General features: G+C 60.7%; 22 protein-coding genes. 3 read left to right on the forward strand and 19 right to left on the reverse strand.

The window, feature by feature from the left end:
• Window positions 1–2: 2 nt before the first annotated feature.
• The 12 genes from CSC67_RS01215 to CSC67_RS01270 form a co-directional block, all read right to left on the reverse strand.
• Complete coding sequence (locus tag CSC67_RS01215; RefSeq protein WP_118992694.1) at window positions 3–1,286, reverse strand: TRAP transporter large permease; 1,284 nt, start codon at window positions 1,284–1,286, stop codon at window positions 3–5.
• Window positions 1,280–1,861 carry a TRAP transporter small permease gene (locus tag CSC67_RS01220; protein ID WP_167752706.1) on the reverse strand — a complete coding sequence of 194 codons (582 nt, stop codon included), beginning with the start codon at window positions 1,859–1,861 and terminating at the stop codon, window positions 1,280–1,282. The genes CSC67_RS01215 and CSC67_RS01220 overlap by 7 nt, the downstream gene beginning before the upstream one ends.
• A complete protein-coding gene (locus tag CSC67_RS01225) occupies window positions 1,858–2,907 on the reverse strand; it encodes a TRAP transporter substrate-binding protein (protein WP_118992696.1) in 1,050 nt (349 codons plus the stop codon). Before CSC67_RS01225 ends, CSC67_RS01220 begins: the two co-directional genes overlap by 4 nt.
• Before the next feature lie 213 nt (window positions 2,908–3,120).
• Window positions 3,121–4,053, reverse strand: coding sequence for a glycosyltransferase family A protein (locus tag CSC67_RS01230; RefSeq protein ID WP_118992697.1), 933 nt, complete (start codon window positions 4,051–4,053; stop codon window positions 3,121–3,123).
• Between the two features lie 143 nt (window positions 4,054–4,196).
• Window positions 4,197–4,697: an Hsp20/alpha crystallin family protein gene (locus CSC67_RS01235; protein WP_118992698.1), complete on the reverse strand. Its 501-nt coding sequence runs from the start codon at window positions 4,695–4,697 to the stop codon at window positions 4,197–4,199.
• Between the two features lie 179 nt (window positions 4,698–4,876).
• A complete protein-coding gene (gene groL / locus CSC67_RS01240) occupies window positions 4,877–6,487 on the reverse strand; it encodes a chaperonin GroEL (protein WP_118992699.1) in 1,611 nt (536 codons plus the stop codon).
• A gap of 47 nt (window positions 6,488–6,534) precedes the next feature.
• Complete coding sequence (gene groES / locus CSC67_RS01245; protein ID WP_118992700.1) at window positions 6,535–6,852, reverse strand: co-chaperone GroES; 318 nt, start codon at window positions 6,850–6,852, stop codon at window positions 6,535–6,537.
• 171 nt (window positions 6,853–7,023) lie between these two features.
• Window positions 7,024–7,656, reverse strand: a complete 633-nt coding sequence (locus CSC67_RS01250; protein ID WP_118992701.1) for a diguanylate cyclase — start codon at window positions 7,654–7,656, stop codon at window positions 7,024–7,026.
• A 115-nt stretch (window positions 7,657–7,771) separates the two neighbouring features.
• Window positions 7,772–8,380 carry a DUF3617 domain-containing protein gene (locus tag CSC67_RS01255; RefSeq protein ID WP_135227414.1) on the reverse strand — a complete coding sequence of 203 codons (609 nt, stop codon included), beginning with the start codon at window positions 8,378–8,380 and terminating at the stop codon, window positions 7,772–7,774.
• 32 nt (window positions 8,381–8,412) lie between these two features.
• Complete coding sequence (locus tag CSC67_RS01260) at window positions 8,413–9,051, reverse strand: DUF3617 domain-containing protein (protein WP_342447667.1); 639 nt, start codon at window positions 9,049–9,051, stop codon at window positions 8,413–8,415.
• Between the two features lie 59 nt (window positions 9,052–9,110).
• Complete coding sequence (locus CSC67_RS01265) at window positions 9,111–10,118, reverse strand: SPFH domain-containing protein (protein ID WP_167752707.1); 1,008 nt, start codon at window positions 10,116–10,118, stop codon at window positions 9,111–9,113.
• Window positions 10,119–10,213: 95 nt separating this feature from the next.
• Window positions 10,214–11,878: a flavin-containing monooxygenase gene (locus CSC67_RS01270; RefSeq protein WP_118992705.1), complete on the reverse strand. Its 1,665-nt coding sequence runs from the start codon at window positions 11,876–11,878 to the stop codon at window positions 10,214–10,216.
• A 214-nt stretch (window positions 11,879–12,092) separates the two neighbouring features.
• Between CSC67_RS01270 and CSC67_RS01275 the strand changes: the two genes are divergently transcribed.
• The 3 genes from CSC67_RS01275 to CSC67_RS01285 all read left to right on the forward strand — a co-directional run bounded on the left by CSC67_RS01275 (window position 12,093) and on the right by CSC67_RS01285 (window position 15,908).
• Window positions 12,093–13,265, forward strand: coding sequence for an ABC transporter substrate-binding protein (locus CSC67_RS01275; protein WP_118992706.1), 1,173 nt, complete (start codon window positions 12,093–12,095; stop codon window positions 13,263–13,265).
• Window positions 13,266–13,318: 53 nt separating this feature from the next.
• Window positions 13,319–13,804 carry a MarR family winged helix-turn-helix transcriptional regulator gene (locus CSC67_RS01280; protein ID WP_118992707.1) on the forward strand — a complete coding sequence of 162 codons (486 nt, stop codon included), beginning with the start codon at window positions 13,319–13,321 and terminating at the stop codon, window positions 13,802–13,804.
• Window positions 13,805–13,886: 82 nt separating this feature from the next.
• Complete coding sequence (locus CSC67_RS01285) at window positions 13,887–15,908, forward strand: SLC13 family permease (protein ID WP_118992708.1); 2,022 nt, start codon at window positions 13,887–13,889, stop codon at window positions 15,906–15,908.
• A 2-nt stretch (window positions 15,909–15,910) separates the two neighbouring features.
• Here CSC67_RS01285 and CSC67_RS01290 read toward each other — a convergent pair whose 3' ends face one another.
• From CSC67_RS01290 to CSC67_RS01320, 7 genes are all read right to left on the reverse strand, one after another.
• Window positions 15,911–16,609: a TetR/AcrR family transcriptional regulator gene (locus tag CSC67_RS01290; RefSeq protein WP_118992709.1), complete on the reverse strand. Its 699-nt coding sequence runs from the start codon at window positions 16,607–16,609 to the stop codon at window positions 15,911–15,913.
• Between the two features lie 158 nt (window positions 16,610–16,767).
• On the reverse strand, window positions 16,768–17,499 hold the full coding sequence (locus tag CSC67_RS01295) for an ABC transporter ATP-binding protein (RefSeq protein WP_118992710.1): 732 nt from the start codon (window positions 17,497–17,499) through the stop codon (window positions 16,768–16,770).
• Window positions 17,496–18,254, reverse strand: a complete 759-nt coding sequence (locus CSC67_RS01300) for an ABC transporter ATP-binding protein (protein ID WP_118992711.1) — start codon at window positions 18,252–18,254, stop codon at window positions 17,496–17,498. The genes CSC67_RS01295 and CSC67_RS01300 overlap by 4 nt, the downstream gene beginning before the upstream one ends.
• Window positions 18,247–19,206: a branched-chain amino acid ABC transporter permease gene (locus tag CSC67_RS01305; protein WP_118992712.1), complete on the reverse strand. Its 960-nt coding sequence runs from the start codon at window positions 19,204–19,206 to the stop codon at window positions 18,247–18,249. Before CSC67_RS01305 ends, CSC67_RS01300 begins: the two co-directional genes overlap by 8 nt.
• Complete coding sequence (locus CSC67_RS01310; RefSeq protein WP_118992713.1) at window positions 19,207–20,082, reverse strand: branched-chain amino acid ABC transporter permease; 876 nt, start codon at window positions 20,080–20,082, stop codon at window positions 19,207–19,209. It abuts the gene before it with no gap.
• 40 nt (window positions 20,083–20,122) lie between these two features.
• Window positions 20,123–21,253 (reverse strand): ABC transporter substrate-binding protein, encoded by a 1,131-nt coding sequence (locus CSC67_RS01315; RefSeq protein WP_118992714.1) that lies wholly within the window; start codon window positions 21,251–21,253, stop codon window positions 20,123–20,125.
• Between the two features lie 197 nt (window positions 21,254–21,450).
• The gene (locus CSC67_RS01320; protein WP_118992715.1) at window positions 21,451–23,253 is read right to left on the reverse strand and encodes a feruloyl-CoA synthase; all 1,803 of its coding nucleotides are present in this window, start codon (window positions 23,251–23,253) and stop codon (window positions 21,451–21,453) included.
• Between the last annotated feature and the right edge of the window lie 6 nt (window positions 23,254–23,259).

Here is a 23,259-nt window from a genome sequence, read left to right on the forward strand (position 1 = left end):
TCTCAGCCAGCCAAGTTGGGCAGCCACATGGAAATCCAAGGCACGTAAGTGACCATCATCAAAGCCAGCACATAGATGGCGATAAATGGCAGCACGCCCTTGATGATTCTGCTCGCCGATACATTGAAAATACTCGAACTGACGAATAAATTAAGTCCGAATGGCGGCGTGAACATGCCGATCGCCAAGTTGACCGTCATGATGATGCCGAAGTGGATTACGTCCACCCCCGCCGCTAATGCAATGGGCAATAAAAGGGGCACCAGCACCACGATTGCTGAGTTCGGGTCCATGAACATCCCCGCGATGAGCAAAACGACATTCAGCATCAGCAGGATCATGAATGGACTCATCTCCCAGGCCAGCAGCATGCCGACTATGCTCTCCGGTATGCTCTCGATCACCAGAACAAGCGAGAACACCGACGCGGCCGCCACAATGGTGAAAATCTTGCCGGTAAGAAGCGCGGACTCCAGCGCGACGTCCCATACGCCTTTCAATGAGAGGTCTCGATATATGGCAACCGTGACGATCAAGGCGTACACGCACAGCACCACCGAGGCTTCGGTCGGAGTGAAGAACCCGGAATAAATGCCACCGAAGATGATGACGGGCGCTCCCAGCGTCCATGCGGCTCGCCGGGTCGCCAGCCAGAACGCCTCGGCATTCCATCCGAGCTGCCGCGTGGCGATTGAATGTCGCAGGGAGTACCAGACGGAATAGGCCGTGACGATCAAGCCTATGAGCACGGCCGGGCCGAAACCGGCCAGGAATAACTGCCCGACCGACGCCGACGCCACCGCGCCATAGAGAATCATGGTGATGCTAGGGGGCACGATAACGGCAATGGCTCCCATCGAGGTGATCAAACCCAGCGAGAAATTCTCGGTATATCCGCTTTGCCGCAGCCCGGGATAAAGAACCTTCCCGATCCCCGCCACCGTCGCCGTGCTGGAACCGGAAATGGCGCCGAACACTTCGCTGGCGGCGATCGTCGTTACAGGGACTCCGCCCGGCACCTTGCCCAGCAAAACGGTGACCCAGTCGACCAACCGTCGGGACATGCCCCCCCGAACCATAAGCTCGGCTGCAAAGATGAAACCCGGCACGGCCAGCAAGGCATAGACATTGAGGCTGCTGAACATCCGCGAAGCAAGCATATCCGGAGGAATGCCGGCCTGCGAAAGCGTCAGCAGCGCAAATCCGGAAGACAAGAACACCAGCCAAAGCGGGAAGCCAAACAACAACAGCAGAATGACGACCAATGTTGAAACCAGTCCTACCATGATGGTTCGCCCTGACTCATATCGCCTTCTCCGTCACCCTGCGCGCTGTCAGGCCCTTTTCTGACCAGTTCGACAAGCCATATCAGATAAGCCAAAGCCGTCAATCCAAGCCCCAACGGTATGGCCGCATAACCCAGCCAGACTGGAATGTATCCGCTTAAACTGACGTCGCCGAACTGGAAAGCAACATAAGTGAAACTCCAGCCCATATAGGCGAGGTATCCGACCATCGCGACGCCGAGCATAGCAATGAGCACATTGATTACCATGCGCGTTTTGGCCGACACGTGTTCATAGAAGATGTCCACACTGATGTGCTCATGGCGCCGGGCCAGGACAGCCGCACTCAGGAAAACCGACCACACGACCAAATAGCCCGATGCTTCTTCGATCCACGGAAACACGTTGTAGCCGAGTTCGCGCAGCGCCACGGAGCAAAACACTGAAACGATCATGGCGATGAATGAGACGCCGACGAGCAGCTTCAACACGCCAAAGCAGAATCGGTCGATGAAGCCCACAAAGAGTCCTATGGGAGACTTTTCCTTGACGGGCTTGGCGGCGGACGAGTTCATTTTCCGATACGGCTTTGAATGTCGCGCTCCAGCATCTCGAGCATCTCTTTCTTGCCGGGGTTCTGGGTAGCCGTCATCCATACCCCCTTCTTGTTCAACTCGCGCAACTTCGCTATATCGTCCTTCGAGAGATCGATTACGTTTATCTTGGCATCGTTGCGCAGCAGAGCAATGGCGTCGTTCTGCTCTTGTACGAACTCTTGGGTGCCGATGGCCTGTATTTCGCGCCCGGCATCATCGACGTGCTTCTTGAGATCGTCCGGCAGCTTGTCGTACCAGCTCTTGCTGACGGCTATGTACTCCGTCAGGACGATATGGTTGGTCATCAGCACATTGGGCGCCTGTTCGTGGTACTTGAGTTTGACCGTCACAGCGGCGGGTAGATCGAAGCCGTCCAACACACCTTGCTGGATGGAGGTATAGACCTCCGGCAGCGACATATGTACGGAGCGCGCTCCCCAGTCGTTGACGGTTTCAGTGTGCTCATGTCCGCCAATGGTCCGAATGCGGCGGCCCTTCAATTGCTCCAAGATATCGACATCCTGCTTTATATCGCGCAAGTAGATCTGATTGGGGCCCAGGCCGAAAAGCGACACAACGTGAAACCCCTTGGCGTCCGCCATCTCGCGTATGTGCTGACCCGCTTCTCCCTCCATGATTTGCGTTATGTTCTCGATTTGCTCTTCGGGTGTGTCTCCAGGAAACACCCAGGGCAAGGTCAATACGCCCGCCTGCGGCACAAATTGGTTGAGGTAACCGGTCGGATTCGTGATGGCTTGCACCGAACCCAGACGCAAGCCGCGCATCACTTCATCGTTGCTTCCAAGCGCTCCTCCCGAAAACTGTTTGCCTATAATGCGGCCCCCCGTTTTCTGTTGGACCAGGTCTATGAACTTCTGCCCGATACGCTCCTGTGCGTCGTTGGACGTGATATTACCCAGACGCATCTCGTACACCGTGGACGATTCAGCAGCCATGGCCGAATAGGACATAGTTAGCGCCAATGACATGCCCAATACCAACTTCGGAATAAATGTTCTTTTCATCTTCTATCCTTGCCACGGGTATGAAAAATTGGCCCAGTCAGGCCGCATGTAAGGGGTCAATGGAGAAGTGGCCTTCGCAAGGGCCAAATGGCCAAACGAGATAGTCTGGCATCCTTACCACTTGCGTAGGATAGATCGAAATTTGAAGCGTCTCCTATTGGGGTTGACCCGATATCGCAGCCGCTCAATCGGGTCCGGTGGCCGGCTCGCGATCTATATCGGCTCGGCGGACGATGAGTCCGACATATCCGGCTCCCTCTCGTCGACTGTTCCGAGCCACTCCAGCAACTCGCTTTGCGGATTCGATCTGCTCAGCGCCGTTGAGTAGCGTTTGCGCAGCCGCATCTGCCAAAACGAGAAGGCGATTCGATATTGCTCCATGTCCCGCCGCTGGCAAAGCGTCTCGAATACGGACTCGCGTATGGCCAGGTCTGCGAACATTCGCTTCTCCAGTCCCTGGTCCACTGTCTCGCCCGGCTTGCCCGGCGTGGCGCGCCGCGCACCATCGTGTTGGCAATAATAGACCCTGCCGTCCGAAGCGGGGCGAAGGGGAATGCCGGCCATGGCGGCGCGCAACAGGAACTCGTCGTCCTCCTGTGAAGTCAGGACAGGGTTCCAAGGACCGATCTGCTCCAAGGCGGAGCGGGTGAAGAGATAGCCGTGGATGGGAACGAACCAGGTTCCCTGAATCATGGACCGAAGCATCTCGTCCGGCTCCATGTAGCGCGGCCGGATGAGTGGGCCCACGGGATTGCCGCGCTCCCAATGCTGATAGGATGCCATGGCGATGGCGCTGCGTTCGCCGGCGAGCGCGCGGGCAAGATGTTCCAGGGCGCCCGGACACAGCAGGTCGTCGTCATCCAGGAACTGAACAAGCTCCCCGCTGCTGGCTTCCACCCCTCTGTTGCGGGCGGTGGCCGGGCCCTGGTTTTCCTGCCATCGATACGACAGCTGGAAATCGGGCCGCGCCTGGCGCCTCCAGTCATGCACCGCCCAGCGGGTCGCCTCGGCGGATCCGTCATCGACAATCAACACCTCTAGAGGCCGATACGTTTGCCTTGCCACGCTGTCCAGTGTCCGCGTCAGAAGCTGCGGGCGGTTGTGCGTGGCGATGATTATGCTTATGAGTTGCTTGTTATGGCTCAATTCTCACTCCCTAAACACAAAGAAAGCCCGCCCGCGTGATGCTCTGCGCGGGCGGCCAAGAGTTTTGAGGGTGCCGAATAGGCTGTTATGAATATCCGATAAGCGCTGCAAGGGTTTGCAGCGCTTTCGGAAGGCCGGCCGGATCAGCCGCCGAGGGGAATACGCTTTACACGCGACGCCGCGGCCTTATCCTTGGGCAGGACGACTTCCAGCATGCCGTTCTTGAAGCTGGCCTGGACCTTGTCTTCGTCGATGTCGTAGCCCAGCTGGATGCGGCGCTCGAAGCGGCCATAGAAGTGCTCGGAGAACTGACGCTTGGCGTCTTCTTCTTGCGAGCGCTTCTCGCCCCGCAGTGTGAGTACGCCGTCTTCGAGCAACAACTCGACGTCTTTTTCTTCCATGCCCGGAAGCTCGGCGGACACCCGCAGGGCGTCTTCCTCGTCGGATACTTCGAGCCGGGGCCAGGCACCGCTCAAAGCCCGCGCGCCGAAGTCGGCCGGGAAGGCCATGTCGAAGCCTTTGAACATATCGTCGAACAGGCGATTCATTTCGCGCTGCAGCGACATGACGGGATGTTCCGCGTTGCCGGACGATGCGGGGGCCACGCCTCGGCGGCCCCATGGCACTAGATTTCGAACACTCATCGTAAACCTCCTGTACTAACAAGTGGGTCAGGACGCGGTCCGGCATGTTCGCCGAACCTCGTCGAGACGTCCGGGATATCTGCCATATATCTAGGGTCAAGGCCTGGGATTTCAAGACCGGCTGGGCGGCCACGGATCGCGGACGCCATGGCCGCCGCGCCGGCAACGGCGTCCGAGACTTAGAAGTCCATGCCGCCGGGCCCTGCGGGCATGGCGGCCTTGTCTTCCCTGGGAAGCTCGCCCACGCACGCCTCGGTGGTCAGGATCAGCCCCGCGATGGAGGCCGCGTTCTGCAGCGCTGTCCGGGTCACCTTCGTGGGATCGACCACGCCGATTTCGACCAGATCGCCGTACTCGCCGGTGGCGGCGTTGTAGCCGAAATTGCCCTGGGCGTCGGCCACCCTGGACACCACCACCGACGGTTCGTCGCCCGCATTGCTCGCGATGGCCCGCAAAGGAGCCTCGAGCGCCTGGCGCACGATCTGGATGCCGGCCTCCTGGTCGCTGTTGTCGCCCTTGAGCCCGGCCAGCGCCGCGCGTGCGCGCAGCAGCGCCACGCCACCGCCGGGAACGATGCCTTCCTCGACCGCGGCGCGGGTGGCATGCAGCGCATCGTCGACGCGGTCCTTCTTTTCCTTCATTTCGACTTCGGTCGCGGCGCCCACCTTGATGACGGCCACCCCGCCGGCAAGTTTGGCGACCCGTTCCTGCAGCTTTTCGCGATCGTAGTCGCTGGTTGCCTGCTCGATTTGCGCCTGGATGGACTTGACCCGGGCATCGATGCCGGCCTGTTCACCCGCGCCGCCGACGATGATGGTGTTCTCCTTGTGCACCTCGATGCGCTTGGCGCTGCCCAGGTCGGCGAGTTCGGCTTTCTCCAGCTGCTTGCCGGTCTCTTCGGAAATGACCGTGGCCCCGGTCAGTATGGCGATGTCCTCGAGCATGGCCTTGCGGCGGTCGCCGAAGCCCGGCGCCTTGACGGCCGCCACCTTGAGCACGCCCCGCATGGAGTTGACGACCAGCGTGGCAAGCGCCTCGCCCTCGATGTCCTCGGCGACGATCAGCAGGGGCTTGCCGGCCTTGGCCGCGGCCTCGAGAACCGGCAGCAGGTCGCGCACGTTGGAAATCTTCTTGTCGTGCAGCAGGACCAGCGGATCTTCGAGCACGGCAAGCTGCTTCTCGGGCTCGTTGATGAAATAGGGGCTTAGATAGCCGCGGTCGAACTGCATGCCCTCGACGACTTCGAGCTCGTTCTCGAGGGATTTTCCGTCTTCGACCGTAATGACACCTTCCTTGCCCACTTTGTCCATGGCGTCGGCGATGATCTTGCCGATATCGGCGTCCGAGTTGGCCGAAAGCGCTGCGACCTGGGAAATTTCCCTGCTGGTCGATATCGGCTTGGAAAGCGTCTTGAGCTCCGCCGTCACCGCGGTCACCGCCTTCTCGATGCCTCGCTTCAAGTCCATGGGATTGATGCCGGCGGCCACGAAGCGGATTCCCTCTTGCACGATGGCCTGGGCCAGCACCGTGGCGGTGGTGGTGCCGTCTCCGGCCACGTCGGCAGTCTTGGATGCCACTTGCTTGACCACCTGGGCGCCGATGTTCTCGAACTTGTCCTTCAGTTCGATTTCCTTGGCGACCGAAACGCCGTCCTTCGTGATGACCGGGGCGCCGAAGCTGCGCTCGAGCAGCACGTTGCGCCCCTTGGGCCCGAGTGTGACCTTGACGGCGTTGGCCAGTATGTTCACGCCCCTCACGATGCGAGTGCGGGCGCCATCATTGAATAGCACTTCTTTTTGCGCTCATGTTCGTACTCCTGAAAAGCGGGATGGAAGAGTCAGGCGGCCTTCTTGAGATTCCGGCCGTCGGCCTCGATCACGGCCAGCACATCGTCCTCGCGCAGCACGAGGAGCTCTTCGCCGTCTACCTTGACGGTCTGGCCGGCATACTTGCCGAACAGCACCTGGTCACCGGGTTTGAGTTGTAATGGGTGAACGGTGCCGTCTTGCGCGCGCCTGCCCTCGCCCACGGCGAGCACTTCGCCTTGCTCGGGCTTTTCGGCGGCAGAGTCGGGAATCACGATGCCGGATGCTGTCTTGCGTTGCTGTTCGATTCGCTTGACGATAACCCGGTCGTGAAGGGGACGAATCTTCATGATCAATCTCCTTGATATCAGATCACCAAAAAGGAATCAGGAAATGGCGTTGGCTTGCGCGAAGCAAGGCAGCGGGAGGCGAGCCACTTCCAGGCAGCAGAACACTGCGAAGCAGATATGGCGGCTCGTCGCGGTCTTTCAAGCCTATGCCGCGCATGAAATTGAAACTTTTTATTTCTTCAATATGCCGGCACCCCGGCCAAGGCGATATACGTCCCGGCCGGTACGGTGCTTATCATACGGAGCGGGCGCGAGCGGGCACAGGGAACGGCGCGTGCCGTCGGCCTCCAGCGTGGCATCGTCTTCGTCGAGCAGGGCCCAGATGCCGGTTGCGCGTGGGCGGAACTGCCAGCGGATGTAGCCCGTGGCCCCGGCAAGCTCGACCATAAGGTCCTGATCCGGCGCCTCGACAACCATGTGCCGGTCGGCCGGTTCGCCGGGATACGAGGCGAAGGCCCGATGGCACGCCATGGTTTCGCCCAGCCCCGCGTTCAGGCGCCACCATGGCCGGTGGTTGGCGCGTTCGAGGTCCCAGGCGCCGAGCCGCCATGCGGCTGCAAGCATGGCCTCGTCCAGCGTCTCGACCCGACTCCAGCCGGCGTTGATCTGGAGCGCGGACCCCGCCACTGAGCGGACGGGCATATGCAGCCCTTCCAGCCGGGCGGCGGTCTGGCGGCGGAAGCCATGCCAGTGGAGTATGAGCATGAGCGGCGTATGAGCCTTGGCCACCGCGCTGAGTGTCACCGCGTAAAGCGGCAGCCGCATCGCGGCGGCGTGGGCCTGAATCGTTTCGAGGATGTCCATGAGACCACCAGTGCGCGACATTTCCACCGTTTTATTCTATTCAAATGCGTGATGATCGCAAGCCGTCCTTGCGCCGGATGGCAGGGGCGCCGGCCTTGGAGTGCGCGCGCCGCGCTTATCGGTCCAGCCGGGACTGTTTGAACGTCTTGTTATTGGCTATTTCTTCGAAGACGTTTCTGTGCTGCCGCCCTTTCAGAGTCTCTTCGCCGTTCACCCGCCAATGCATCAACAGCATATCGCCGGACTTCTGCCCTTGAGGGCAAGCGCCGAGCCGCTTCATGCGGGTGGTGAAACGGCCGTTGCTGTGTATGAGATTGTCCCGGTTGATGACGATGGTCTCGGCTCGCATCTCTTCGTCTCCGGTGAAGGCGGCGGAATGCCGGACTTCGGTCTTGCCGATCTTGTCTTCGATGGGCGAAGGCCCGGAGCAATGCATGGTCCAGGAAAGCTCGCCGTTCTTGAGAACCGGGCGCGGCTCTTCACAACGTTCGTTCAGGCCCGCGACGCTGGCCTGCTGCTCGCGCACTTCGAGCTCGTGCAAGGCCCGGTCGGCCTTCTCATCCAGGCACACTTGCCATACCTTCTGGATGTCGAAGGTCGTCTTGCCGTCGCTGATGGCGCCCATCTGGTCCATGGACCAGAGTCCGGGCGCGCGCGCCGGGACATCGGCGGGAAGTTCGAAACCCGTTGCCGCGGCTGCGGCCGCCCACGCCAGGGCCGCCATGAACAACTGCCGCCGAAGACGCGCCGTCCACATTACATCGGCCCCAGGCGCTTGTTGATTTCTTTGCCTTCTTTCAGCAGCTTGTCCACGATTCGGGTCGATTCATAGATGTTGTCTCGCCGGCCTTCGTTCGGCTCGGCCTCGCTGTTGTACTTGAATCCCTCGTCGACGTAGTCGCCGGGCTCCTGGCCGGCTGGGCAGTCGCCCACCCACCGCTGCTTTTCCACCAGGTCGATGTCGAGCAAAAACATGACGTCGACCGGCGTGGCCTGCCTTTCCAGCGTTACTTTGGTGTCGCTGTCGAAGGCCATCGTCCAATGAAAGTCCTGCCCGGCCTCCGCGCTATCCATCAAGGAATTGGTTCTGCATGCCATGTCGCCGGTCAGGACATTGCCCTTCAAGGCGAACTGCGGCGGCTCGCAATGGACGTCGTGATGCACCACGGAAAGCTCCTTGCGCAGGATCACCAGCTCCTGCAAGGCTCGATCGGCTTTATCGTCCAGGCAGTAGCGCTTGACGCTCCTGACCTTGTTGTGGCCGACCGTGCCCGACTCGACCATTTCCCAAAGCCCTGGCTTTCGCGCTGGAATGTTTTCGGGCAAATCGTAGTTCGCGGCGAGCACAGAGCCCGACAGCATGATGGCCAAGCCGGCAATGGAAGTATGGACCACCTTCAAGACGCTCTCCCTTGTCTTACTTGTCAACGCAATGAGCAAACCGGCGGTGTTCGTCAGCCCGCCTCGTCGTTCTCCTTATCCGCGGGTGCGGAGGCCGCTGCGCGTCTCAGCGGCGAAGGTTCCGCCGGGACACTTCGGGGCTCGTGCCCGTTGCCCGCCAGGCCGGCCAGCAGCGCTTTGGCTTCCAGCGCGCCCGAGGCGCCGTCGCCCGTGACGAGGACCGTCCGGCCGCCGTTGGCGGCGGCATCCCGCAGGGCTTCGAGCCGATTGATTTCCATCATGAAGGCCATGGCATCGTCGTCGGTGAGCGTGGTGTCTTCGCGGAACGCGGCAAGCGCCTTGGCGTTGCCCTCGGCAATGATGCTGCGGCTTTCAGCGATGCCGCGTGCCGTGATGGCCATGGCCGCCGCCGACGCCTCGGCGCTTTTCGTGCGCTTTATCTTCTCGGCCTCGCCGTCGTTCTGGGCCGCCTCTAGCCGCCGCTGCGAAGCCAGCACCTCATTGAAGGCGGTGACCATTTCCGCAGTGGGTCTCGGATCGTCGATCAGCACCGCCCGGATTTCATAGCCGTAGTCGTTCATGGCGTCGTCGAGCGACTCGCGCACGGTGCGCGTGAACTCGTCGCGATCGGTGTAAAGCTGATCGAAGGTCTTGGCAGCGGCCACCGCCCGCGCCTCGGTGGCCACATAGGATTCGATCTGCTCTTCGGGGTTGTGCAATTCATAGAACGCCGCCTTGATCTGGCTGGGCGTGACACGATATTGCAGGCTGATCGGCATGGTGACGAAGGCATTGTCCTTCGACTTGACTCCCAATTGCAGGGCGATCTGCTTGGTCTGCAGCGAAAATGGCCGGCGGGCGATCTGCAAGGGCCAGGGCAGCTTGAGCGACAGCCCGGCCGAGCGGTATCCGCTATAGCGCCCGAAAGTCTCGAGCACCCTGGCGTGCTGTTGCGGCGTAATGACAAAGACCGACTTCAGCCACAATACTGCCACGACTATCCAGAAGACATTCAGGGCGGTAGAAGTGAGAGATGCCAGGAAACCCAGAATACTTTCCATATAAAACGCCACTCTTCTATAAGAGTCGAAACACAAGGACGCATTATATGGAGGGCAGCTTACCATTCGGTTTATATGTGTAACTTCGATTCAGCTTATGTTTCGCCGGCGTGGCTTGCGTTGCGAACAGCCGGTGCAGAACTGAAGCGAAACCCCTCGTACCCGCTTTGCGCGACCCGGGTGATTGTCTGGTAGTAGTTGCCCACGCCGCCCACGTAGGGCATGAACACCACCGGCTTGCCCGGAATGTTCGCTCCATGGAACCAGGAGTTCCGGGACTGCGCATACAGGGTCTTGCCGGCGGCTTCGGTGACATGCCGGGTCCAGTCTTCTTGAGCCTGCACCGTGGGTTCGATCGACGACAGGCCATGCGCACGCATATGCTCGATGCATGCCACGGTCCATTCGATATGCTGCTCGATGGACGTCACCATATTGCTGAACACCGATGGGCTGCCGGGGCCGGTAATGACGAACATGTTCGGGAAGCCCGCCACGCACAAGCCGAGATATGTTTGCGGCCCCGCGGCCCATGCCTCGCGCAATGCCCTGCCCTTACGGCCGACGGGGTTTATCCGGTTCATCGCGCCCGTCATTGCGTCGAAGCCGGTGGCGAATATCAGCGCATCCACCTCGTACTCCGAGCCATCCTCCAAAAGTATTCCATCAGCGGTGATGCGCTCGATAGCTCTGTTCTTCACGTCCACCAGCGTCACGTTCCGCCGATTGAAGGTCTCGTAGTAGTTCGTGCCGGAGCACAAACGCTTCGTACCGATATACAGGTCGCGCGGGCACAGGGCTTCGGCGGTTTGCCGGTCTTGGACCGTGGCCCTGATTTTTTCGCGTACGAATTCCGCCGCGATTTCATTGACCTCCGGATCGGTCAGAATGTCCTTGAATGCGCGCATCATGTACAAGCCGCCCAGCCGCCAGCGATTCTCCAGCTCGGCAAGGCGCGCTTCGGCCGACATCTCTTTGCCGGACATGTGGTTGGTGACCTGGTTGTGGCCAAAGCCCGAGGCCCATGCGAACTTGCGGCGATCGGGATAGTGCTTTTTCCACTCTTGCTCCACCTCGGGCTTCATGGGATGGTTCTGGGCCGGCATCGTATAGTTCGCCGTCCGCTGGAAAACATATAAGTGTTCCGTCTGCTCGGCCACTATGGGAATCAATTGCGTAGCCGAGGACCCCGTGCCGATTACGCCAACCCACTTTCCGGCCAGGTCAACGCCCTGCTCCGGCCAGTCCCCGGTATGGAACCATTCGCCCCTGTAGTCTTCCAGGCCCTTCATGGAAGGCACCTGGGCCACGGAAAGAACCCCGGTCGCCATGATTGCGTACTTGGCTGAAAAGACCTCTCCGGTGTCTGTGAAAAGCATCCAGCGCTCCTGCGCCTCATCGAAACGCGCCCGGACGACCCATGTATTCAACTGGATGTCCCTGCGCAAGTCGAAACGGTCCGCCACATGATTGATATAGCGCAGGATTTCGGGCTGGCCGGCATAGCGCTCCGACCACTTCCATTCTTGCTGCAGCTCGTCGGAGAAGGAGTACGAGTAATCCAGCGACTCGATGTCGCAACGAGCCCCGGGGTAGCGGTTGTGATACCAGGTGCCGCCCACGCCGCCGCCCGCTTCCAGAGCCCGTACGGATACGCCCGCCTGCCTAAGCCTGTACACCGCGCAGACGCCGGCCAGGCCCGCCCCCACCACGATTGCGTCAAAACACCTCACAGCGACACCCTCAATTTCGTCCTGCATTCTTCTGCTCCTCCGGCAATGTTCAGCATCCGTGGAAACCCTAGCCACGTTAGGTTGACTACACAACCTGTTGAAGCTAGTATGCAAAAAACGAATTAGGTTGTCAACACAACCAAATCATCGTGGACACTCTTGAGTGCGGTTCAGTTTGGACCGCATCAAGGCATAAAACAGCCGTCGAAAGTTTCGGCAACCATTCCAAAGGAGAACATCAATGAGACGACTCTTAATCAAATCGGCCGCTACGTGCCTGGTCGGCGGCCTGCTCACGGCCTTCAGCGCATGGGCGCATGCGCAGGACACCATCAAGGTCGGCGTGGTGGCGCCTATGTCCGGCACCTTCAGTCCGTACGGCCTGGGCTTTTATCATTCCATGCAGGCCTACATGGAAAACTACGGAGACACCGTTGCCGGCAAGAAGGTCGAGATCATCGTGCGCGACAACAGCACGAACTCTCCCGATACGGCCAAGCGGCTCGCGCAAGAGTTGATTACCCGCGACCATGTCGACTTCCTGACCGGCTTTGCCTTGTCATCCGACGCGTTTGCGGTGGCCACGCTTGCCACGCAGGCGAAGAAGCCGACGATACTCATGCTTTCCGCCGCCCTCGGGCTGACCGAAAAGTCGCCCTACCTTGCCAGGGTCTCGTACAGCAACTACCAGGCGTCCGCCATCATGGCAAAATGGGCGCATAAAAACGGCATCCGCAAAGCCTATACCGTCGTTTCCGACTATGCGCCGGGAATCGATTCTGAAAACGGCTTCAAAGAAGCTTTCGAGCAGCTTGGCGGAACCATCGTCGGCAAGGCCCGCATCCCCCTGCACAACAACAACTACGCGCCCTATGTGCAGCACTTGAAGGACGCCAATGCCGAAGGCGTTTTCGTCTTCCTGCCCTCCGGCGAGCCCATGGTTTCGTTCATGAAGAACTATACCGAGCGCGGCCTGCCTGAAACCGGCATGAAGCTCATGACGTCTACAGACCTGGCCGAGGAATACATCAAGCCCCTGAGCGACACGGCGGTGCACCTGACGAATTCGATTCAGTACTACGACACGCTCGACAACGCCGAGAACAAGAAATACATAGCGGCCTATTCCAGGATCGCCGGCAAGCTGCCCGGTGCGATCGCGCTGGGCGGCTATGATGGAATGGCGTTGATCTATGCGGTCGCGAACAAACTCAACGGCGAGGTTTCCGACGGCGCGAAGGTCATGGAAACGATAAAGGGCATCACGATTGAAAGCCCCCGAGGCAGCCTCACCATCGACGCCGACACGCGGGACGCCGTAGCCAATATGTACATCGCCGCCGTCGAACAGGCGCCGGACCGGATGAAGCCCGTCGTCATCGACACATTTGAAAACGTGACTGACGCTCAGTAGAATTCGGTTCAACTTGTCAGGCGCTTCATCAAACAATGACTTCAGAGAAACCCATGCTAGATCTCGATCGCTATGTGCCGGCGGTACTCGTCTGGGCTTCCAACCAAGTCGCCAACAGCGCGTCCCGCCTATACCGGCAGGAATTTGGAATTGGAATCACCGACTGGAGGATACTGGTCTACATCGAGATCTATCCCTGGTCCACCGGCGCGGAAGCGAGCAACTTCATTGGCCTGGACAAGGGGGCCGTCAGCCGCAGCCTGGCTCACTTGACTGAACGCGGCTTGTTGAAGTCGAAGTCAGACGGGCTGCGCAAGATCAAGTACTCGACGACCGCCGCGGGCAAGAAGCTCTATCAGCGCATGCTGAAAACCGCTCTTGCCCGCGAAGAGGCGCTATTGACGGGCTTCTCGGCGGAAGAACGCGAACAGCTGCTGCAGTTCCTACATCGGCTGCTCGACAACCTTCCGGCGATAGGCGCCACCAACGTGCACGGGAGCAGTGCAAAAAGTCTTCAGAAGCGTAATCAGGAGCCGTAAGCGCCGTCGCAAATCGATTGCAGGCCATCAGCGCTTTCAGTAAAGTGGCGGGACTCATGAAACTCACAATGGACCGCACACTATGACGCAACCCCAGTGGATGATATTGGCCATTCTGGTCGCAACCCTGGGATTGTTTCTCTATGGCCGTTGGCGCCACGATATCGTGGCCGCCGCGGCGCTGCTCGCCAGTGTGCTGGTCGGGCTGGTGCCGGCCCAGGACGCCTTCTTGGGGTTCTCGCATCCGGCGGTGGTGACGGTGGCCTGCGTGCTGATCCTCAGCGGCGCCCTGTTGCACACCGGCGTGGTGGACATGCTGGCGCAGCGCGTTCTGCCCACCGACACCGGACCCACCGTGGCCATTCTGGCCTTGGTCACCCTGGCGGCCGTCTTGTCCAGCTTCATGAACAATGTGGGTGCGCTGGCATTGCTCATGCCTATCGCCATGCAGATAGCGCAGCGGCAGAACATAGCGCCCGGCAAGGTGCTCATGCCCTTGTCGTTCGGCACGATAATGGGCGGCATGACCACGCTCATCGGCACGCCGTCCAATCTGATCGTATCCAGCTTCCGAACCCAGGACGGCGCGAACGGATTTCAGATGTTCGACTTTACCCCGGTGGGCGTGACCGTGGCCGTCGGCGGCATACTTTTCATCGGCCTGGTCGGCTGGCGCATCGTTCCCGCGCGCGAGCGCGCCGGCGCCGACTCTTTCGATACCGGCGCCTATCTGACCGAAGCGCGTGTGGCCCCCAATTCGAAAGCCATCGGCATGAACCTGCACGAAGCCGAGGCCGCCCTGGACGACGCCGATGCCCAGATCATCAGTCTGGTGCGCAACGAGGTGCGCGTATCGCCTCATGCCGCCGGACCGCTGCGGGAAGGCGACGTGGTACTGATCGAAGCCGATCCGGGGGCGCTGGCCAACGCCCTGGACAGCCTCGGACTGGTGTTCGGCGAGGGGAAAAGCAAGGAAGAAGAAGAAAACGAGGAACAGGAAGCACAGGACGATCACTCCGAACAATCCGGCGAACCAGCACAGCCGGAGCACCCAATGGAGGCTTCGTCGGCCGACCTGGCTGCCCGGAACACGCTCAGCGATGCACCGCGCAACCGGCTTGAACTTCGCTCGAACGAAAGCGCGGCAGGCGGCAGCCTTGGCGGCGACAACGGCAAGGGCGAAGCCGGAGATGAAGCGAAAGACGAAGAAGAACAGGACAAGAAGATCGAACGCTCGGCCAAGCTGGACGACACCGAGCTCATGGAGCTGGTGATCTTGCCGGGCTCGGTCCTGCTGGGGCGCAGCGCCAGCGACATCGACCTGCGCAAACGCTACGGAATCAATCTTCTGGCCATCTCGCGCCAGGGCTCGCGCATACGCAGCCGCGTCCGGCATACCGCCCTGCGCGACGGCGACGTGCTGCTCATGCAGGGCGTCAGCGACCTGGTGTCGGAATTCGCCTCGGACACGGGATGCGCGCCTCTGGCGACCCGCGCCTTGCGCTCGCCCGACCGCCGGAAGATGTTCACTGCCGCCGGCATCATGGTGCTGGCCGTGGGCCTGGCCGCCGTCGGCCTGCTGCCGGCGGCCATCAGCTTCCTTTTGGGTGTGCTGCTGCTGATGGTATTGCGGGTGCTGCCGCTGCGCAAAATGTACGAGTCCGTGGATTGGCCGGTCATCGTGCTGCTGGGCGCGCTGCTTCCCGTGGCCCAGGCCACCGAAGACACCGGCCTGGCGGAATTGATCGCGGTATTTCTGCTCGACAATGTCGCCCAGGGCAGCCCGGTTCTGACCCTGGCGGTGGTATTGGTGGTGACCATGACTTTGTCCGACGTCATCAACAATGCGGCCACGGCGGCCATCATGTGCCCCATCGCCATCGGCGCGGCCAACCAGCTGGGCGTCAGCGCCGACCCCTACCTGATGGCGGTGGCCATCGGCGCCTCCGCCGCCTTCCTGACGCCCATCGGCCATCAGAACAACACCCTCATCCTGGGCCCCGGCGGTTTCCGCTTCGGCGACTACTGGCGCATGGGGCTGCCGCTGGAAATCGCCTTGGGCATTGTCGCGATCCCGATGCTGTTGCTGGTGTGGCCGCTGTAAGCCTAGGTCGCCACCCCCGGCGCCATCAGGCCGCCCGTCACGAATGCGGTGATCTGTTCGAAGATTTCTTCTGTATTGTTCGGGTCGCAAACCTGCGGAGCCAGCTCTTCGAGACGGTGCGTGTCGGAGAATGCGTACATGTAGCTGCCGATCATCAGCGCCATGCGCCAATTGACTTCCTTGGGGGTCAGATGAGGACAGACCTGGGCAAGCGCCCTGACGAAAGCGCGCGTCGACGCGTCATAAGCCTGGTTTCGCAGCTTGTACGAGATGTCGGCGGGCTCGGTATGCAGGCGCGCCTGCAGGCGTAGAAAGCGGCGTCCGCCTTCGGTCTCGCGCAGGGCGATGGTAGGCGCCAGAAAAGCGTGCACGATGTCCTGCGCCGTAGCCGGGTCCGGTCCGCTCTGGAGTTCATCCAATCGGCGCATGCGGCTTTCGGCGATGACGTGCGCGCGACGAAGGAAGACGGCCTCGTAAAGGCCATACTTGGAGCCGAAATAATAGTTGATCAGCGCCTGGGTCACGGCGGCCCGCTGTGCCACCATTTTCAATGTGGCGCCGTGATAGCCCGTTTCCGAAAAGACTTCTTCCGCCGCGTCGAGTATGCGCTCCGATTTATTGTCCCCCGTCCCTTCGGGCCGACCCGGGCGGTCGCGCTTGATCCAGCCCTTGTCCACCAGGGGCGCCTTGTCCTTCGCCATATCCCTTTCCGTATAAGCCGAGACGCTATATTAACAATCGTAACTCGTCATATCCGCGGCGATGGTTGAAACCGCTGCTTGGCGCGCCAAGAGCGGAATGGGGGTTCTTACCGGCATTTTCGGCATAGCGCCGCAGCGCCGTGTCGACGGCGCCTTGGTCAGCCGCCGAGATAGGCGCTGAGCAGCTCGGGGTCGTCTTTCAGGGCCGAGCACTCTTTCTCGGCGATGACTCGTCCGGTTTCCAGCACATAGGCTCGCGAGGCCACGCTCAGGGCCTGGTGGACGTTCTGCTCCACCACCAGTATCGACACACCGTGAGCGTTGATCTCTCGAATCACGTCGAATACTTCGGCGGCCATTCTGGGACTGAGCCCGAGGCTGGGTTCGTCCAGAATCAAGAGCTGAGGCTCGGACATCAGCGCACGCGCGATGGCCAGCATCTGCTGCTCGCCCCCGCTGAGCGTGCCGGCCAGTTGCCGCGCGCGTTCGCGCAAACGCGGGAAGCGGTGAAAAGCGATGTCCTTGCGGCGCTTGAGCTCTGATTTGGAATTGAGCAGATAGCCGCCCAGCTCGACGTTTTCTTCGACCGTCATCTCGGGCCAGACATGGCGCTCTTCGGGGCAATGCGAAATGCCCAGGCGCAGAATCGCCTCGGGCGGCTTGCCGACGATGCTCTCGCCCTTCCAGCGGATGTCTCCGGAGCTGGCTTTTATCAGGCCCGAAATGGTGCGCAGGGTGGTGGATTTACCCGCGCCGTTGGCGCCGAGCAGGGCCACGACCTCTTTGTGGCCCACCGAGAGACTGACGCCATGCAGCGCCACCAGGTTGCCGTAGCCCGCCACGACATCGCGCAACTCGAGCAGGGTTCCGGATTCAAGCTCTTTATTCATGCCGCTTTTCCCATATAAGCCTCGAGCACCTCTTCGTTGGCCTGAATCTGGGCGGGTGTGCCCGACGCCAGCTTCTTGCCGAAGTTCATGACCACGACATGGTCGGACACCTGCATGACCAGATGCATGTTGTGCTCGACCAGCAGCAAGGACTCCACCCACTCGCCCGGCAGCCTGCGCAGCAGCCCGCCGAGCTCTTCGGCTTCGCGCGTATTCAGGCCGGCCGCCGGCTCGTCGAGCATCAACAGGCGCGGCTTGGCGCCCAGGGCGACGGCCACCTCCAATAATCGGAGCTCTCCGCAGGACAGCGAGCCGGCCCCGACGTCCTTGCGCTTTCCAAGCCCCACCAGATCGAGAAGGGTGCTGGCCGATTCGTCGATCTCGGCCTGGACCCGGCGACTGCCCGGCTCGCGCCAGAAGGTGCGCCACAAAGGCGTGCGATCGCGCAGGTAGTGGGCGTGAACGACGTTCTCGAACGCGCTCATGCCCCGCAGCACATTGGTTTTCTGGAACGTGCGGATGACCCCGCGCTGCGCCATGTCGTACGGCTTGGACGCCGTCACATCCGCCCCGTCCCACAGCACATGGCCGCGGCTGGGCTGATAGAAGCCGGTGATCAGGTTGAAGCACGTCGTCTTGCCCGCCCCGTTCGGACCGATCAGGCTGACGATCCGGCCGGTCGGCACGGTGAAATCAATGTTCTGCACGGCATGGATGCCGCCGAACGATTTGCTCAGATCCTTTACCTCAAGCATGGGATGTCCTTTTGTAGAACCGCGGGAAGCGCCGGCGCACGTAGCCCATGACCCCGTCGGGCGCAAACAGCACCACCGCCATCACGATCAAGCCGAACAGAGAAAGACGCACTTCCTTGAACTCGCGCAGATACTCCTCGAGCAGAGTGACGATGATGGCGCCCAGAATCGGGCCGGTCAGCGTGCCCTTGCCGCCCAGCAGGACAATGATGATCATGGTGGCGGTGAACGGAAAGGCGAAAACTTCGGGGCCGACGAATGAAATGTATGTGGCGTAATAGGCGCCCGAGATGCCGGCCAGGAACGCGGCCACCACGAACACGAACATGGAGTAGCGCAGGGGCTTGATGCCTATCGACTGGGCCACATAGTTGTTCTCCCGCAGCGTGACCGCGGCGCGTCCCGCGCTCGAGTACACCACGCGCCAGGTCACGAACAGGGCGAAGGCGGTGAGCACGACGCCCATCATCACGAAGCCGCGCTTGCCATGCAGCCAGGGCCACCAGTCCAGAATCGCCGGATGGCCGATGCCGGATATGCCCATGGGGCCGTTGGTCAGATCGATCCAGTTGCCCGCCAGCAGGCGCAGCACCTCGGCGAACGCCAGGGTGACGATCACGAAGAACGGGCCATTGAGCCGCAAGGTGATGCGCCCGATGAGCCAGCCCGCCGCCGCGGCGATGACCGCCGCCAGCGGGATCGTCACCAGCATGGGCCAGCCGATGTCCGGCCCGCTCAGTATTGCGACCGAATAAGCGCCCAGACCGAAGAACGCCACATGCCCCAGGGGAAACTCCCCCACATAGCCCACGATCAGATTGAGGCTGGCGGCCAGAATGGTGTAGAGCAGGACCAGAATGAGAATATGCAGCAGGTATTCGCTTTGCAGGAAGGCGCCAAGCAAGAAGGCGACGACCAGAAAGCCCGCCATGACGTTACGTTCGAATTTCATTCAAGCACGCTCCGCTCGTATCGAGAACAAGCCATAAGGACGAAAAAACAGGATCAATATGACCAGCGCGAAACCGACGATGTCGACCGTACCCGTCTGCACATACCCTCCCCACAGCGCTTCCGCCACGCCCAGGATCAGGCCGCCCAGGATGGCACCGGCAAAATTGCCCATGCCCCCGAGAATGACCACGACAAAGGCTTTCAGGCTGATCAGCCCGCCGATGGAGGCCTGCGCCACATAGATGGAGCCCAACAGCATGCCCGACGTGGCCGCCAGGGCCGAGCCCAGCGCAAAGGTGGAGGCATAGATCGAAGCGGTGTTGATGCCCACCAGGCTGGCGGCGGTCGCATCCTGGAACGTCGCGCGCATGGCCCGCCCCAGCTTGGTCTTCTGGATGAGCAGCCGTGCGCAGACAATGGCTAAGATGGACATGCCGACGGCGAATATGCGCACTTTGGTGATGATGAGCGGCCCCAGGATCAGCGGCGCGCTGGAGACCGGCGCCTCGACCTTGTGGGGCGCGGTGCCGACCAGCAGCAAGGCCGTGTTGGTGAGGAAGATCGCCAGTCCTATGGTCAGCAGGATGCCCGGCTCTGGCCCCTTGTCGCGCACCCGTACGATGATGAAGCGGTCGAGCAGCCAGCCGAACGTCGACATGATCGCCACGACCACGATGAGCCCGGTGAAGAAGTCCAGGCCGATCAGGCTGGTGGCCGCCCAGCCCAGCAAGCCGCCCATCATGTAGAACTCGCCATGGGCGAAGTTCACCAGGCGCATCAAGCCGAATATCAGCGTCAGGCCCAATGCCGATAACGCATAGAACGTTCCATTCACCAAACCGTTCAATACGAACTGCAAGAACAGATCAAACACCTTTCATCTCCATAGGGCAACGGAATAGCCGTTTCTGTTGTCAGTCGGGAGTGACGGTCGCACTGTCGACGATTTGCGGCTGGCCCTCGTGCAGCCGCACCAGCACCGCGTCGAAGCCGTATCCCTGTCCTTTCTCAGTGAACTTGAATGTTCCGTTCGGCCCTTGATAGTCGGTCTTGGGCAGGGCGTCGCGTATCTTCTGGGGCGTGGCTTCGCCGGCCCGCTCGACCGCGTCCATGACGATGTTCAGCGCGTTGTAGCCCGCCGCCGAATACTTGCCGGGCATTTCTTTGTAGGCCTTCTGGTACTCCTCGACAAACACCTTGTTCTCGGGACGATCGATGGTGTAGGCATAGGGCACCGCCGCATGGATGCCTTCCGCCGCCTCGCCGGCAAGCTTTACGAAGTCGGCCGTGGCCCAGCTTCCCACCCCGAATATCTGGCTCTGCAGCCCGACTTCCTTCATCTGCTTGACCAGAATGGAGCCGTCTTGCGTCTCGGCCGCAACGAACACGCCGTCGGGCTTTGCGGCGCGCACGCGCGTCAACAGCGTGTAGAAGTCCGTCGCGCCATGATCGAAATACAGCTTCATGGCGGTTTCGCCGCCCGCGGCTTCGATCTGGCTGGAGAACTCTTCGATGCCGCCCCTGCCCCAGTCGTCGTTCACGCCGATGTAGGCGATTTTCTTGAGCTTGAGCTGATCGACCAGTATCTTGGCAAAGGCCCTGGCCAGCAGGCCGTCCGTCTCGGCGCTGCGAAAGAACCACTCGTTGCCGCGTTCGGTCAGATCGCTTTTTGATGAAATGCCCGACACCATGGGCACTTTGTACTTTTCGATCACGCTCATGGCCGCGATCGTCGCCGAGCTGCAGAAGGCCCCGACGATGACCGGCACCCCATCCTTCTGGATGAGCTTCTCGGCCGCGCTGACCGTTTTGGAAGGCTGGCACTGGCCGTCTTCAACCACCAGTTCATATTTCGTGCCGTTTTCGCCGGCCTTGGCATTGCGCTCGGCAATGGCGATTTTTGCGCCGTTGACCGCCGATACTCCGTTATAGGCGACCGAGCCGGTCAACGGCTGAATGAGGCCGATCTTGACGGTTTGCGCCGAATGCGCCGATGAAGCTGCGCAGCAAGCGGCAAGGACGCCCGCTAGGATTGTCGTCTTCATGGTGTTTCTCCTCTGAGTCATGAAATAGGCCCGCCCGGTGCCGCAACGGTAAGGGTCCATTATTAACTAGTCGGCCAATAAATAAAAAGCTAGGGAATTCCCGGATCAAATGGAAGCGCCCAAGTCGCCGCGAACGGCAACCTGGGAAACGGCAACTGGGAAATTGGCGTGGCCTGCTACGGCGCCGCGAATGAGATTCAGGCCAAAACGATGATGTCGGGATCCGCGGGTATGGCTGCATAGAGCCGATCGACGATTTCGGCTCTTCGCGTCAGCACAAGACGTTGATTGATATAGCCTTTATCGGTGATTTCCCCGCTTTCGATGCAGGGAGGCTCGGAAAGGAAGATGGCGCGCTTGGGCGTCAGCGATAGGCCGGCGCCATTTTGCTCTTTGATTTTCTCCAGCGCCTCGCATACATGGGCCCGCAAGGCCCGGCTGTCGGCCTGCCTGGCCTTCGGCGTCGGGAAAATGAGCAGGCCGACTTCATTGCGATCGTGCCCCGTCACCACCACATCTTGGGCATACGGAGCCAGGAGGCTGACGGCCTTGATACGCAGGGAACCTACAGAAACCCATGTGCCTGTCGCCAGCTTGAAGTCTTCCGCCACACGCCCATTGAAGGCAATGCCCTTCTCCGGGCGTGCCGGATCGATGAGGCAGGCGGCATCGCCGATCTTGTAGTAGCCGTCTTCGTCAAATGCTTCAGCCGTGCGGGCTTCGTCGCGCAGGTAGCCGGGAAATATCTGCGGCCCCTTCATACGCACCTCGAGTTTGTCGCCGTTGGGAATGAACTTCATTTGCATGCCGGCCACCGGCAGCCCGACACAGCGCGGATCGTCCGAGCGCCAATGCAGATACGTACCGACCGGAGACGTTTCGGTAGACCCCAGCGATGAAGAAAACAATACGCGCTCTCCGATCACCTTGTCGATCTGCACATTGATGCGGTCCCAGCAATTCTGCGTCAAGGCGGCGCCGGCATAGAATACGACCCGCACCCGGCCCAGGCAGTCGCGGGCAATGGCTTCGTCCGCCTCCATCAGGGAGACGAGGCTGTCGAAGCCGCGCGGGACATTAAGGAGAAGATTGGGCTGGACTTCACGCAGGTTTTGAACAGTCTTTTCGATCAGGCCCGGCATGGGCCTGCCTTCGTCAAAGTAGAAGGACCCGCCATTGGCCAGCACCATATTGAAGTTGTAATTCGTGCCGAAAGTGTGGCTCCAAGGAAGCCACGACACGATGATGGGCTTTTCTTCTTTCAGGAAAGGCCATGCCAATTGAATTTGCTTCTGGTTTGCGCATAGCATGCGATGGGTATTGATCACGATTTTCGGATGCCCCGTCGAACCCGAGGTAAGCATGTACTTGGCGTGGGTGCCGGGTTCAATGGACTGGAAGGCATGGGCGACCTGTAGCGATTCGATACCACGCAGAAGGTCGTCGAACCTCAGGCTGCCCGCCAGTGTTTCGGCGCTTTGCGAAACAAGCACAGGACAGGAAGGCGAGCATGCTTCGATAGCCGGCTTATATACGGCGGCGTCGGCCGCATAGACGAGCCCTGGGCGCAATTCCCGCAAGGCGTGTCTGACCTTGCCGAAGTCGCGCGAAAGCCGCGAATAGGCGCTCGACACCGTGCTGAAGGGGCGGCCTATGTGCAAAGTGGCCAGCATCAAAAGGGCCTGATCGATACCTGGGTCGGACAGGGCAACCACGGGCTCTTCGGGCCCCAACCCCATGTCCAGCAGGCTTTGGGCTATTTTTCCGATCTGGCTGCGAACTTCGCCATAACTGAGTTTCCGCCATTCGCCCGCGGCATCGCGCTCCGCCAGGAACAAAGCATTGGGAGTGCGCCGAGCCCAGTCATCGAGCCATTCGCCCACGCAGCGTGCAATTTCTCCCAGGGGCTGTGGATTGGCCAGAATGAATGCGCCATCGTCCAGGTCTGTTCGCTCTATCAGTGCGGGCGCCAGCATGCGGGGGTTGTCAAAATAACTCATCGCGGG

This window comes from Pusillimonas caeni (assembly GCF_003545815.1).
Taxonomy (GTDB): domain Bacteria; phylum Pseudomonadota; class Gammaproteobacteria; order Burkholderiales; family Burkholderiaceae_B; genus Pusillimonas; species Pusillimonas caeni.